Origin of the sequence: Moraxella equi (assembly GCF_002027555.1) — a bacterium.
In the GTDB taxonomy this organism is placed as follows: Bacteria; Pseudomonadota; Gammaproteobacteria; order Pseudomonadales; family Moraxellaceae; genus Moraxella; species Moraxella equi.
In genome coordinates this window covers 1-12966 of sequence record NZ_MXAP01000073.1, presented here as the reverse complement: position 1 = coordinate 12966, position 12966 = coordinate 1, and the positions used below count along the sequence as shown (strand labels likewise).

General features: G+C 45.3%; 14 protein-coding genes and 1 pseudogene. 7 read left to right on the top strand and 8 right to left on the bottom strand.

Annotation, left to right across the window (positions count from 1 at the left end; genetic code table 11):
* Positions 1 to 103: 103 nt before the first annotated feature.
* From B5J93_RS14410 to queA, 3 genes and pseudogenes are all read right to left on the bottom strand, one after another.
* Positions 104 to 318: pseudogene (locus tag B5J93_RS14410) on the bottom strand (type II toxin-antitoxin system TacA family antitoxin).
* Positions 319 to 469: 151 nt separating this feature from the next.
* A complete protein-coding gene (locus tag B5J93_RS07565; protein ID WP_079325838.1) occupies positions 470 to 1984 on the bottom strand; it encodes a DUF389 domain-containing protein in 1515 nt (504 codons plus the stop codon).
* Between the two features lie 78 nt (positions 1985 to 2062).
* Positions 2063 to 3112 (bottom strand): tRNA preQ1(34) S-adenosylmethionine ribosyltransferase-isomerase QueA, encoded by a 1050-nt coding sequence (gene queA, locus B5J93_RS07560; protein WP_079325837.1) that lies wholly within the window; start codon positions 3110 to 3112, stop codon positions 2063 to 2065.
* 177 nt (positions 3113 to 3289) lie between these two features.
* On the opposite strand from queA, the gene B5J93_RS07555 reads away from it, so the two are divergent.
* Positions 3290 to 4537: an NnrS family protein gene (locus B5J93_RS07555; RefSeq protein WP_079325836.1), complete on the top strand. Its 1248-nt coding sequence runs from the start codon at positions 3290 to 3292 to the stop codon at positions 4535 to 4537.
* A gap of 46 nt (positions 4538 to 4583) precedes the next feature.
* Positions 4584 to 5774, top strand: a complete 1191-nt coding sequence (locus B5J93_RS07550) for an Mrp/NBP35 family ATP-binding protein (protein ID WP_420811403.1) — start codon at positions 4584 to 4586, stop codon at positions 5772 to 5774.
* Positions 5775 to 5953: 179 nt separating this feature from the next.
* Here B5J93_RS07550 and B5J93_RS07545 read toward each other — a convergent pair whose 3' ends face one another.
* Both B5J93_RS07545 and aat read right to left on the bottom strand, forming a co-directional pair.
* Positions 5954 to 6673 (bottom strand): rhomboid family intramembrane serine protease, encoded by a 720-nt coding sequence (locus tag B5J93_RS07545; RefSeq protein ID WP_079325834.1) that lies wholly within the window; start codon positions 6671 to 6673, stop codon positions 5954 to 5956.
* Between the two features lie 152 nt (positions 6674 to 6825).
* Complete coding sequence (gene aat / locus B5J93_RS07540; RefSeq protein WP_079325833.1) at positions 6826 to 7563, bottom strand: leucyl/phenylalanyl-tRNA--protein transferase; 738 nt, start codon at positions 7561 to 7563, stop codon at positions 6826 to 6828.
* A 354-nt stretch (positions 7564 to 7917) separates the two neighbouring features.
* On the opposite strand from aat, the gene hslO reads away from it, so the two are divergent.
* The 5 genes from hslO to B5J93_RS07515 all read left to right on the top strand — a co-directional run bounded on the left by hslO (position 7918) and on the right by B5J93_RS07515 (position 10211).
* A complete protein-coding gene (gene hslO / locus B5J93_RS07535; RefSeq protein ID WP_079325832.1) occupies positions 7918 to 8820 on the top strand; it encodes an Hsp33 family molecular chaperone HslO in 903 nt (300 codons plus the stop codon).
* 95 nt (positions 8821 to 8915) lie between these two features.
* Positions 8916 to 9152, top strand: a complete 237-nt coding sequence (locus B5J93_RS07530; RefSeq protein WP_029102278.1) for a hypothetical protein — start codon at positions 8916 to 8918, stop codon at positions 9150 to 9152.
* Positions 9149 to 9511: a hypothetical protein gene (locus B5J93_RS07525; RefSeq protein ID WP_115236703.1), complete on the top strand. Its 363-nt coding sequence runs from the start codon at positions 9149 to 9151 to the stop codon at positions 9509 to 9511. Before B5J93_RS07530 ends, B5J93_RS07525 begins: the two co-directional genes overlap by 4 nt.
* Before the next feature lie 19 nt (positions 9512 to 9530).
* Positions 9531 to 9797: a hypothetical protein gene (locus tag B5J93_RS07520; protein WP_079325830.1), complete on the top strand. Its 267-nt coding sequence runs from the start codon at positions 9531 to 9533 to the stop codon at positions 9795 to 9797.
* A 123-nt stretch (positions 9798 to 9920) separates the two neighbouring features.
* Positions 9921 to 10211, top strand: a complete 291-nt coding sequence (locus B5J93_RS07515; protein ID WP_143823508.1) for a hypothetical protein — start codon at positions 9921 to 9923, stop codon at positions 10209 to 10211.
* Positions 10212 to 10277: 66 nt separating this feature from the next.
* Here B5J93_RS07515 and B5J93_RS07510 read toward each other — a convergent pair whose 3' ends face one another.
* From B5J93_RS07510 to B5J93_RS14010, 3 genes are all read right to left on the bottom strand, one after another.
* Positions 10278 to 11204 carry a matrixin family metalloprotease gene (locus B5J93_RS07510; RefSeq protein WP_079325828.1) on the bottom strand — a complete coding sequence of 309 codons (927 nt, stop codon included), beginning with the start codon at positions 11202 to 11204 and terminating at the stop codon, positions 10278 to 10280.
* A gap of 35 nt (positions 11205 to 11239) precedes the next feature.
* Entirely contained in the window at positions 11240 to 11824 is a 585-nt protein-coding gene (orn, locus tag B5J93_RS07505) for an oligoribonuclease (RefSeq protein WP_079325827.1), read from the bottom strand.
* A 110-nt stretch (positions 11825 to 11934) separates the two neighbouring features.
* Complete coding sequence (locus B5J93_RS14010) at positions 11935 to 12597, bottom strand: hypothetical protein (protein WP_228144899.1); 663 nt, start codon at positions 12595 to 12597, stop codon at positions 11935 to 11937.
* Positions 12598 to 12966: the final 369 nt, after the last annotated feature.

Here is a 12966-nt window from a genome sequence, read left to right as displayed (position 1 = left end):
GTTTGGAAAGAGGTCTAATAATGATTGAGGACATCATTACCACAATCAAAAGCTTTTCGGTCATAGCTTTTATCCAATGGCACAATCCGATAATTGGACAAATTCATACACTACCCTTAAAAAATTCATCATAGATTACCATTGCCTTTTTCATCGCTTCATTCATCAGTGGCGGATTGATAAGATTTTCGGCAACTTGCTTACTATCTTCTTTTGATAATCGCAAAATTTCCATGGTTTCATCATGGCGTTTAAGGGCATTTTGAGCGTGTTCATAGCAATACTCATCACAAAATCACTCATCGTCCGCCCTGTCATCTGACTGGCAAGCTTAATGGTGTCGTGAATGTGCTTGGGGATACGAGCTTCAAAACGGGCGGTTTGAATGGATTGGCTTTGGGTGTCATGACATTCTCCTGTCATGAATATACGGTTATTGTACGGTATTTTGCCGTATTTTTTACCCTTATCATTGCCAGCTTGCCCTAATTTTTTGCCACTTTTTGCAAATTTTTAATATCATTGGGCTTAGTTTTAATTCGCTTTCACTACTTGGCGTGGACTCAATGACCGTTTCAGGAACAAAGCGAATTTGTAATTTAATCGTGCGATTTTTAAAGGTGTCATCGGCGATTTTTTGAATGGCTTTTTCTAATTCATAAACTTGAGCTTGGCTTGGTGGCTCGGTTCCTTGAATAACCGCTCGCAAGACATGCACTTTTTGTTCTTTATTAATGCTTGATGATACCAAATAATTGGCTTGATGTTCTATGCTTTTTTCAATTAAAGCATTACTTTGGCGTTCAAAATTTTGTTCATTTAAAGTATGGCTAAAATTAAATGACAAATACCCACCAATCACCACCAACGCCATTAACACAGCAAAATTTCTTTTCAAAAATTGCCCAAGCTGTCCTAATTTGCCCACGTCATCATCATTGAGCGTTCTGCGAAAACCAAACAGCCACAATACCAACGCATTGGTAAACTGAATGGCAAGCATGTTGGTAACGGCAAGCAATAACGCCCCCATTGCCAACGAAAAATGCCCTGCCGACAGCAGAATCCCACTTGCTGTCAAAGGTGGAACAAGGGCTGTCGCCACCGCCACGCCAACCACCGCCACCGATAGATTGGGCGAGACCATGGCATACGCCCCTGCCGTACCGCCTGCCAATGCCACCACCAAGTCCATGGTCGTGGGCGATGTGCGTGCCAAAATCTCGCCCGTCATCACATGGTCAGGGTACAAAAAGCCCAGCACCATGCCAATGGCAAAAATCAGCAAAATCCCACCGATTAAGGTTTGGAGTGAAGTTTTGAGCAAGGATAGCCGTGCATCAATCACCGCCAACGCCATGCTGGTAATGGGCGAGAGCATCATCGCCACAAGCATCGCTCCGATGAACACCGCAGGCGAGTTGGCAAGCAGTCCATAGCCTGCAATCACCGCTGATAAGCCATTCATAATAAAGAACATTTTGGTCGGTAATGCCCCTGCTTCTATGCTGATTCGCACGTCTTTGTGATTGATGGTTTTTTCGCCATGCTTTTTGGCGATAAGCGTACGAACAATATCGGCTTGGTGTTGTTCGATTTTGTCTAATTCTTTTTCGGTTTTTAAACTATTGTTTTTTAATTCGCTATTTTTTAAATCATCTGTTTTGTGAATTTCTTTTTTATTTGGTTTATTATTTGAAATAGCAGTTTCAATTTCATCATTTGATTTTAAATTATCTTTACTTTTATCAGAATTTATAATTTTTTCTTGGTTGGTATTTTTATTTTTATTATTATTTTCATGATTTTCCTTATCATCATCTCTGTCGTCATCTTTGGCATTGGCATTGTCGGACAATTCATCATTGACCGTTTTGACAAGCTCATCAAGCTCATCGTCGTCAATGCCTTGTTTTTTGAGTTCGTCAAGTTCGTCTTGACTAAATTCAACATCATCGTTTTGGGTGTCTTTATTGTCGCCCATAAAAAACCTTATTTATGAATGAGAAATAGGGCAAATTGCAGTTCGCCCCTACATTGGAAAATTTTTAAAATGTCAAAATTAACCTTTATCCAAAATCATCGCATCGCCGTAACTAAAAAAGCGGTATTTCTTATGAATGGCATGAGCATAAGCGTTTTTGATATTATCCGTCCCTGCAAAGGCAGATACGAGCATAAGAAGCGTGGATTTTGGCAAATGAAAATTGGTAATCAGCCTATCCACCACGCCAAAGTCATAAGGCGGATAAATAAAAATCTGCGTATCGCCAGCGAACTCGACAAGCTGTCCGTCCACACGGTGCAAATGGGCAGTTTCAAGCGTGCGAGTTACAGTCGTTCCCACGGCGATGATTTGTCCGCCTTGTGCCTTGATGGCATTGATTTTGTCAGCAGTCGTCTGTGGCAGGTGGGCGTATTCGGCGTGCATGATGTGGTCAGTCAAATCGTCCGCCTTGACAGGGGCGAACGTACCTGCCCCAACGTGCAAGGTTACAAAGGCAATTTCTACCCCTTTATTGGCAAGCTTTTGCAAAGTTTCATCATCAAAATGCAAACTGGCGGTCGGAGCGGCAACGCTTGCCTGCTTGGTAGGGTCATGAAACACCGTCTGATAGCGGGTGTCATCCGTGTCATCTGCCATGCGTTCAAAATAAGGCGGAATCGGCATTTGTCCATAACGCTCCAAATCCGCCAAAATCGGTGCATCAAATTGCAAGACAAACAAATTCTGTGCCCGTCCGCACATAACCGCACGCATGCCCCCGTCTGCCAGACTCACCGCCTGCCCCACCTTTAACGCACGGCTAGAGCGTACATGGCAATGGGCGATGTGATTGCCGTGGTCGGTAATGCGTTCTACTAACACCTCCACCGCTCCGCCTGTGTCCTTGACCCCAAATAGGCGGGCTTTCATGACTTTGGTGTCGTTCAAAACAAGCAAATCGCCTTTGTTTAACAAATCAGGCAAATCGCTAAAATTTAGGTCGGCAAGCGTGTCGCCTTGCACGTGTAGCAAGCGAGAGCTTGACCGTACGGCAAGCGGATAACGAGCGATGAGTTCATCGGGCAAATGGTAATCAAAATCTGCGGTGAGTAGGGGTGTGTTCATGATGTGGCTGTGCTACAATAAAAATGACTTATTTTATCAAAAAGCCCAGTGATTTGCTTGTATTTCTCATGTTTTCAGATTTGCATTTTTCATGCCTAAACTAAGCCTTTTGGCTAAATTGCAAAGTCGGCAAAAAAGGCGTATCATATAACCATTATTTTTAATGAATGTTTTACCATGCTGATGAATATCCAAAACACCGCCCCACGTCCTACATCGCCCCACCCCATTTTAAACTTAGGTTTTCGCATATTTTTTGTGGGGTCGGCAGTCTTTGCCATACTTACCATGTTGCTGTGGCTTGCGATTTTGCAGGGTTTTGCCCCATTTAAAGGCACGTTTAACCCCTTTTATTGGCACGCCCATGAGATGATTTTTGGTTATGCGTTGGCGGTCATCGCTGGATTTTTATTGACCGCCGTCAAGACTTGGACAAGCCAACCCATGCCCTACGGTTGGCATTTGGGGGTGATATTTGGGGCGTGGGCGGTCGCTCGCCTGCTCTGGCTTGGATTACACGCCACGCCAAGCGTTGCCATGCTTAGTGTGGCATTTGTGTTTGACTTGCTCTTTTGGGGCATGACCGCCTACTCGGTCATCAAGGCGGTGTGGGCCGCTCGCCAAAAACGCCAAATCGGTATCATTGCCAAACTTACCCTGCTCATGCTTGCCAACATCGCCTTTTATGCAGGGGTGTTTTTGGACAGCACCACCACACAACAAATCGCCCTGTATGGGGCGTTATATCTCGTCATCGGCGTGGTATTTACCATTGCCAGACGGGTGTTGCCGTTTTTTATCGTCAAGGGCATTAGCGTGGATAACAACGGCAAACCCAATGGCTTAAATATAGAACAAAAAAATTCGGCACTATTAGACAGAATGAACCTAGTCGGATTTTTTGGTTTTATCGTGTTTGATTTATTTGTCAAATCGCCCATGCTTGCCAGTGCCTTTACTCTGGTTTGCGTGATTGCCAACATTTGCCGTCTTAAAAATTGGTATCACCCTGCCATTTGGCAAAAGCCCCTACTGTGGTCGCTTATCATCGCCTTTGGGGGCATGACCGCAAGTTTGCTGTTCTTTGTCGTATTGCCTTTTGTTGATACGAGCGTGAACGTGCATTCGCTCGGCTTGCATGGGCTTGCCCTGTTTGGCGTGGGACTCATGACCGTTGCCATGATGGCTCGGGTGTCGCTTGGACATACGGGGCGAAACATTCATCAGCCCCCAAAAACCGTGAGTGCGATGTTTATCCTGATGACAATCTCTGCCCTATGCCGTGTGGTCATGCCGATGTTTGGCGGTGATTATATGACGTGGGTACTCATCTCGCAAGTGGCGTGGGTGTTGTCCTTTGGGCTGTTTTGCGTGTCGTATGTGGGAATTTTGGCAAAACCACGCACTGATGGACTGTTTGGCTGATAGGCAAGGATTTTAAAACATGATAAAATGATAAAATAATGAAAATATGAGCAATGAGACGATTATGTTTAACCCTTTTAAAAAGAAAATCCACATTAATATGAGCGACATTGACAAGGTATTACAGGATTTTCGCCTGTATGGTCAAGCCCTGCCGACTTTTATTGATGATAAATCCTTGCATGATGACACCCTTGACATCGCCCTAAGAGTGCATAAGGACGCCAACCAAGCCGAGCTTGAACGTGTGTATCACGACCTGCGTGCCGGATTACATCTCATTGGCGTAGCAGAAGTGAATTTAAATGTCGTCTTATCCGACAAAGTCGCCCCCACCACAACCGCCAGTGCCGTGCAAACCCACACGCCCCAGTCGTCAAATAAAATCCCAAGCCACACCACAGACGACACCCCCACCAAATCCACCCCCAAACAGGCGGACATCGCCCCCCACCCCCGCATTCGCCACATCATCGTGGTCGCCAGTGGTAAAGGCGGTGTCGGCAAATCCACCACCACGGTCAATATCGCCCTTGCCCTACAAAAACTCGGCAAAAAAGTCGGCATCCTAGATGCGGACATCTATGGCCCGTCCGTACCTGATATGCTGGGCGTGGCAGGGGTCAAGCCTGCCGTTGAAAACGACCAATTCGTGCCGATAGATGCACACGGCATTGCCATGCTCTCCATTGGCAATTTGATTGAGAGCGATAACACCCCTGTGGCGTGGCGTGGGGTCAAGGCGACAGGGGCGTTAATGCAACTGTACAGTCAAACCAACTGGCCCACGCTTGACTATCTCATCATCGATATGCCCCCCGGCACAGGCGACATTCAGCTCACGCTCGCCCAGCGTATCCCCGTAACAGGGGCGGTCATCGTTACCACACCCCAACACATCGCCCTGCTAGACGCCCAAAAAGGCATGGAAATGTTCTTTAAAACTGACATCCCCGTCATTGGCGTGGTTGAGAATATGGCTCTGCACACTTGCACCAACTGCGGTCATGTGGACGCCATTTTTGGGGCGGACGGTGGGGCAAAGCTGGCAGAGAGATACCAAGTGCCACTTTTGGGGCAACTGCCACTTGCCACCGATATTCGCACGCAAATGGATAAGGGCGAGCCGTCTGTCATGGCAGGTGATGATTTTGCGGTGTATTATGAAAATATCGCCAAGAATATTGACGCCCATATTGGCAAATTTGATAAAGGAGCAAGCGGGCGGATTTTTTAAAATGGTATAAAATGTAAAGTGCATTAAACTTCCTGAAAAACCCCAAATTAAAGAAAACCGTTCATGGTGAGTTATGCCTACCCATAACGGTTTTCCGCCACCCGCAGGCAGGCTCAGAGCGAACGGAAAACTAATTTTGCAGGAAGTCTATTTATAAGTAGTGCATGATTTTGGCAGGTTTACCACGCCATCACCACGCCATTCATCATCTGCCACGCCCCCGTCATGACAATGGCACTGACCACCGCACACAGGGCAAACACGCCCTGACTGGTGCGACCTAACTTTTGACTCATCGCATGGCACAGCCCCAACACCACCCCCATCATCATGCCCCCAAGATGCCCTGCCACATCGATACCGGGTATGGCAAAGGTCATGACAAAGTTAATGCCCATGATGAGTGCCAAACTCTTGGTATTTAGTCGCCACTTCTTTGCCGAGCCAAACATTGATAAAATCAAAAGCAACATGCCCAGCCCCATGATACCGCCCGATGCCCCTGCCGACAACCCCACCCCTTGCACGCTCTCTTCTTCTATCCGTCTTAGGGTCATGTATAGGTTTAACAGATTGCCCGCCACCACCGACAGCAAAAACACCACCAAAAACCGCCACCATCCCAATATCTGCTCGCTGACCATGCCAAAATAATACATGGCAAAACTGTTAAATAGCAGATGAATCACCCCAATATGCAAAAACCCTGCCGTCACCAGTCGCCACGGCTCACCAATGAGTGTTAATGGCAAAAAATTCGCTCCATAGCGAATCAGTTCCTGCCATGTCTGCTCGTCAATGTTTATCCCATTTGCGACCTGTACGCCCATCACCGCCACAAAGCTGATGATAAGCAGTAAGGTTGTCGGGGCGATTTTAGAGAGTTGTATTAAGGTCATGGTGATAAAATGCCAAAAAGTGAAAGTGCAAGTGCAAGTTAATTGACGGAATGATTTTTGTCATATTAAAATAAATTTATCAAATAAATTTTGTGGTATAAAATTGATAAAACAGCAGGACACAAAGATAGCAATACAAAAACACCAACCCATCAACACAGCTCACGCACCGCCATGACAAATCGCCGTCCGCCCAGTCCTGCCACGTCCTTTTGCATGAGTGTGTCCGCCCGACCCAAAAACTCATCTCTACCCATCAGGCTCGCCCCCAAACTCATCAAATGCGAATTTTCCAGTTGGCAATCCACGAGTGCCACACCCTGCCGTTGGCATAACTGCATGAGTCCCCAAAATGCCACCTTTGAGCTGTCCGTTGCCCGATGAAACATACTCTCACCACAGAACATCGCCCCGATATTTAGCCCATACAGCCCACCTATCAACGCACTAGCTTGTGGCTCACCTTGCCATATCTCCACACTCACCGCCACACCAAGCTCGTGCAGTTGGGTGTACGCCTGTATCATCTCATGCCCTATCCACGTCTCATCGGCATAGGCTCGTGGCTCACTACACGCCTGTATCACATCGGCAAAGGCGTGATTGGTCGTCAGCGTCCATGTGACTTGGCGAGCCTTGCGAATGAGCGATTTTTTAGGGATAAAGTCGCTGGGCGTTAGCACACATCTGGGATTGGGTGACCACCATGCTATCGGCTCGTCATGAAACCACGGAAACACCCCAGAGCGGTAAGCGTGCAACAGTGTTGCCACCGACAAATCCGCCCCCACGCCCAAACATTCTTGGTCATCAGATAAGGTTTGCACCCCTTGTCTAAAATCATAAGGGCAATCATCGGCTAAGGCTTGGATTTGGTGAATGTTTATCATAAATAAAAAGGTTAATTTAAAAATTTAAAAAAAGTAAAAAATAAGGTGTGATAAATTATGATTGGTATTGTCAATTCAATATACCTATGGGTGGTTTTGTAGGGGCAAATTTTACAATATATCTTTAACTGAACAATCTTATGATTAATCAGTGAGTTTGGGTAAATTTATTTTCCCATTTATCATTTTAAAAAACATCTTGGAGCATTCCTACCATTGATAATATTTTAAATCAATTTTATAAAACAAAAATCTGCCCCCACCAGCAACTCATCACCTAGACCGCTTTAAATTTTAAAACACACCCCCATTAATGGCAAGTGTTATTTTTAATTCAACAAAACAGAGAACATTATGTTAAATAAAGATTATCGCCAACGCTTTTTTATTGAGCATTCGCCCGTGCGTGGCGATGTGGTGCGACTGTCCGACAGTTTTACCACCGTGATTAGCCAAAAAGATTATCCCCCTGCCATCAAAGTCTTATTAGGTGAGATGTTGGTGTCGGCAAGCCTGCTCATCGGCACACTCAAAATTGACGGCAAACTATCCATTCAACTGCAATCATCAGACGACAGCTCGCCCCTGCGTTTTGCCATGGCAGAGTGCGACCACTCATCAGGACAAGAGCTGGGGGCGGTGCGTGCGTTGGCAAGTTTTGACAACAGCGATGACAAACAGGCGTTTTGGCAGTCGCTTGACACCAGTGATGACGCTTTTGCCGTCATCAAAACAGGCGTGCTATTTATCAGTATTCACCCCAACTTTGGCGAGAGCTATCAAGGCATTGTCGAGCGTGTGAGCGACAATTTAGGCGAGTGCCTAGCCCATTACCAAAAACAATCCGCCCAAATCCCCACCATCATCAAACTTGCCACCGATGAGACCACAGCAGGCGGACTGCTCGTGCAACTGTTGCCCCAAACAGACGCTGACAAAGAGAACGACCCTGACCTATGGGACAGACTAAGCGTACTCACTGGCACCATCAAGGCGGACGAGCTGACCGAACTGTCTGCCGATGAAATCCTATATCGCCTGTATCACGAAGAAGATGTGGTACTGCCCGAACCCACCCCGCTTGGCTTTGCTTGTACTTGTTCGCCCGAAAAAAGCGAAGGGGCGATTTTGCAACTAGGGCATGATGAAGCCCTAGAAGTCGTGGACGCTCATGGCGGTACACTCACGCTTGATTGTGGTTTTTGTGGCAGGGAATACCGTTTTGATAAAGATGATATTAAGCGGTTATTTGCGTAATACGTCCTACCACCAACGCCCACTGTCATGCAGTGGGTTTTTATTGGTGAAAAATATTGGTATAATGGGCGATATATTATTATCATGGAGATGTCATGATTGTAGAAATCCCCCAAGAATTACAAGTGATGATAGAATACCGTGCCAAACAACAAGGCATATCATCACACGCCTTTGCTGTCAAAACCTTAGAGCAGGCGGTCAATCCAAGTTATGCCAATGGCGATTTTAATTTTGATTTGGCACGCATAGACCAATCTATTAAAAGCGGACGTATTGATGTGCCTGATTTTGATGATATGGATGAATTTTTGGCATGGGTAAATTCATGAAAGTTATTTTTACCCCACAATTTAAATTATGGCTAAAAAATTATCCAAAAGCCGACCAAATTAAAATCGGTTTGTTCGTAGAACACGTCAAACAGTTTGGACTTGACAACTTACAAGGACGCAACAAATCATCAGACAATGTCCCCACTGATGACCCAAATTGGCTACAAAAAGTCAAATATGCCCAAGCCTATCGCCTGTGGCATTATCATATCGGTATACCTGATTATGCAGGCGAATTTGGCGACATGACCAGTGAATACATTTTGCATTATCAGCGTTTTGATGATGAGATTGTCATCGTGGACATGTCCGCTCACCCACCTTTTGAACTACCTAGTGTAGACCGCCTAATCTAACCATACCAACCCCACCCACATGGACGGTAAAACCGCCGACATCGGCAAAGACGGCTTTTCGGTCATGTATGAGTTTTACCCAAAGCACCCTAGGAATTACCCGATTTGCCATGAGTTTGATGACAGCATGGTGCTATTACAGCATTTGCCAACGTTGTTGATATTTGGTGTACTGGCAATCAGCCTTGGCAATGTGTGGCTCAATATTTTCATGGGCAATCAGTCATTTTTAAACGCCCTGCCCGTTACGGTGATTTTTTATTATAGTCAAACAAATTTGAAATAAGACAAGGAAAACGAGCGAAGTTGTACAAGTAGTACTACGAGCGAGTTTGACACAGTATTATTTCAAAGTTGGCAGACTATATTTGCCAGATTTGCCTTGTTTTTGTTGTACGCTCATATTCTTATGTGGCGACATCATAATACGATGATTGAGATTGATAAAGAGTATATTGCTTTTGTCAAGCATTATACCGACCGTGAAAAAACGGTCATCGGTTTTGATAGGATTTATCATGCCGAGCTAAAACAACGCACCCAAACATGGTACAAAATCGTGTTGTATTATGTAGAATTTAGCGATGACGGTCTTTATTACAAAAAGCACGATTGGTTACGCAAGCAATCTATTTGGCATGGGTGGGCGAGCAAATCATATCGTAGGCGACATCATACACACCATGCAAGCATATCATGACAGTCATGAGGTGAATTTGCCAAAAGTGAATTATATTAAACAAAAGTTCTTTTAATTAACAATAAACTACCGATACAACGTCCGCTCATTTAACAAATCAATGTCCGCCTGTTTTAGCTCAAAATTATGCAAATCCTGCTCATTGGCATAAGGATACATCAGCGCGGTCGGGTCATCATTATGCCCGATACTAAGGGCATGACCCAGCTCATGAGCCAGCACCAACCGCAAATCATCGATATTTTCAAATTCATAAATATCAATCTTATGCCCGTCAAACTGCCCCTTATGAAACTCTCGGGGCGTTAGGCGGGCATTGACGTGGTCAATGGCGTGATTGATATGCCCCGCCTTATGATTGATGTCATCTACCGCTTGGTTAAAGGCGTCTTGGGAGAGCTGATAAGCGTCAATTTTGGCATTTAGGGCTTGCTGACTGGCTCGCAACTGCTTTTCTATGCCTAGCAAGCGTTGGCGTTCGTTTGGGTCGTGGGTGTGATTAATAAGATGAATGGTGTGATTATATTGCTCTTGCCAAGCGGTCAGCTCGGTTTGCAAACGGTTAAACTCATCATGCAACGCCTGTCTTTGGCGTGCCAGATTATCCGAATCTCGCTTGTGATTTTGTTGTAGTGTGTCAAGCTCTTGCTTGATTTGTTGGCGTGCTGTGGTTTCCATTTGTCGCTCATCATAGATGAGATTGATACTCACTTTTGCACTGTCATCATAGACGAACCACTGCCGACCTGTGCCGTCATGCCATATCATCACTGCTTCATGGGCAAGGCGTTTGACTTCATCATGGCTTAACCCAAAACGCTCGTCCACATCGCCAATGCGATACCGCACTCGCAAATCGGTTGGATAAGTCAGCCGATGAATCAAGCTGTTGTAGCGAACCTGTGGCTCGGTGTGGGTCTGATAGGAGAAAAACCCAAGCACCAACACCACGCCTGCCAATATCATCAGCCGAATGATTTTTAACAACGTCATTTATTTATTCAAATCAGAGAATGACTAACGTCAAATCAATCTAGCAATTTAAAAAAATGCTCACGATAATGGCGTAACTCACGAATAGAATCCCGAATATCATCCAATGCCAAATGCGTTCCGCCCTTTTGGTAGCCACGAGCGACATCAGGTCGCCAGCGATGGCACAACTCTTTGACACTAGACACATCTAAGTTACGATAATGAAAAAACGCTTCTAACTCAGGCATTTGTCTTGCCAAAAACCGTCTGTCTTGACAAATGGAGTTGCCACACATGGGTGACACCCCTTTATCCACCCACTTTGACAAAAATTCAATGGTCGCCTGCTCGGCATCTGCCAATGTTACCACACTACGGCGGACACGGTCGGTAAGACCCGACTCTCGGTGCTGACGAGTACACCATTCGTCCATGCCGTTTAGCACCGTATCGGGGACTTTGATGGCAAACACAGGACCTTCGGCAAGAATGTTAAGATTATCATCGGTAACAATGGTCGCAATCTCAATAATCTCATCTTTTTGGGTGTCAAGCCCTGTCATTTCTAGGTCAATCCAAATGAGTGCTTTTTTGGGTTTTTGGGTGGGTTTGGGGTGCGTGATATGAATCTTGGACATGATGTTCCTAATTTGGGTAAATTATCTCTTGGACAATCTGATATTATAAAGGAAAAAGCAAGGAATAAAAACAAAATGGGACAACTGCCCCACTTTATTTAACCAACCAATCAACTAAATCGTTTGGGAGCTTCGTCATAGACATGGGCATGGTATTGTCGCATTTGGCGTTCCATGACCGTGGCTATCGCCGCCGAAATCATGTGCTGACCGATGCTTTGGATATGCTCGGCTCCAACCATGTCCTTGACCTTATCAGCAAAGGCAATACTCACCAACGCTTCATCCGTGCCCACTTCTCGCAGGACGAGCGAGCCACTCTCCACTTCAACAAATTCCAAAATGGCTTCTTTGGCACCAAAACGTGGTCTACCCCGCTCATCTGTGGCTAACTCATCGCCCTGCTGTGCATGAACTTCTTCGCTGATGTCTGCCTTGACCGCTTGTTTGCGGGTGCGTTTTGGCTTGGCAGTTTGATTGTCGGTTTGGCTTTTGGCTTGATTGTCAGTATCTTGGGTGTTTTTGGTCTGACTGGTTTTGGCTTGTTTTGGCTTGTTTTGGTCTGCCTTGACTTTTGCTTTTGTGCTTTTTGGCTGACCTGCGGTGTCGCTCACCGCTGACACATCGCCTACTTGTACATCAAGGGCGACATCTGCTGGGTCTTTTTTCTTGCGGGTGCGTTTGGGTTTGTCTTGCGAGTGCGTTTGGGTAGAGACAGACACATCATCTGTCATCACGCCCTGCTCTGCCTGCTTGTCGGATTGCTTTGCCATAAGATTGCCTACTCTTAGCGTACTTTTATATCATTAAAAACCATCCTTATATTATGGCGGTTATGTCGGCAAATTTCAAGTAAACTGCCAAGCTGTATTTCCCTTTTATCCATCATCATACGCTTATTTTTTTAAACGATAAACACCCAAACATCAAATAAAAGCATTTGCTAGATTTTTACAAATAAATATAAAAATAATAACTGTTATTATTTACAAAGATAATTTTTCAAGGTAAAATGCCTTGTTTGTTGTCATTTTGTATGTAGGGCGTGCCTGCCTTTTGTATTTGCAATGAAAAATGAGAAAAATCGCCCGTTTTTCAAGGAAAAAGTGAAGCTTGATAGTCGTTCTATCAAACAAGCTTTT

Coding starts and splice junctions, on each gene's coding strand:
- orn (WP_079325827.1), bottom strand. CDS start 11,824: ATGTCCAAGATTCATATCACGCACCCCAAACCCACCCAAAAACCCAAA.
- B5J93_RS07510 (WP_079325828.1), bottom strand. CDS start 11,204: ATGACGTTGTTAAAAATCATTCGGCTGATGATATTGGCAGGCGTGGTG.
- B5J93_RS07525 (WP_115236703.1), top strand. CDS start 9,149: ATGAAAGTTATTTTTACCCCACAATTTAAATTATGGCTAAAAAATTAT.
- B5J93_RS07515 (WP_143823508.1), top strand. CDS start 9,921: ATGTGGCGACATCATAATACGATGATTGAGATTGATAAAGAGTATATT.
- B5J93_RS07520 (WP_079325830.1), top strand. CDS start 9,531: ATGGACGGTAAAACCGCCGACATCGGCAAAGACGGCTTTTCGGTCATG.
- hslO (WP_079325832.1), top strand. CDS start 7,918: ATGTTAAATAAAGATTATCGCCAACGCTTTTTTATTGAGCATTCGCCC.
- B5J93_RS07530 (WP_029102278.1), top strand. CDS start 8,916: ATGATTGTAGAAATCCCCCAAGAATTACAAGTGATGATAGAATACCGT.
- queA (WP_079325837.1), bottom strand. CDS start 3,112: ATGAACACACCCCTACTCACCGCAGATTTTGATTACCATTTGCCCGAT.
- B5J93_RS07550 (WP_420811403.1), top strand. CDS start 4,584: ATGAGCAATGAGACGATTATGTTTAACCCTTTTAAAAAGAAAATCCAC.
- B5J93_RS07545 (WP_079325834.1), bottom strand. CDS start 6,673: ATGACCTTAATACAACTCTCTAAAATCGCCCCGACAACCTTACTGCTT.
- B5J93_RS07565 (WP_079325838.1), bottom strand. CDS start 1,984: ATGGGCGACAATAAAGACACCCAAAACGATGATGTTGAATTTAGTCAA.
- aat (WP_079325833.1), bottom strand. CDS start 7,563: ATGATAAACATTCACCAAATCCAAGCCTTAGCCGATGATTGCCCTTAT.
- B5J93_RS07555 (WP_079325836.1), top strand. CDS start 3,290: ATGCTGATGAATATCCAAAACACCGCCCCACGTCCTACATCGCCCCAC.
- B5J93_RS14010 (WP_228144899.1), bottom strand. CDS start 12,597: ATGGCAAAGCAATCCGACAAGCAGGCAGAGCAGGGCGTGATGACAGAT.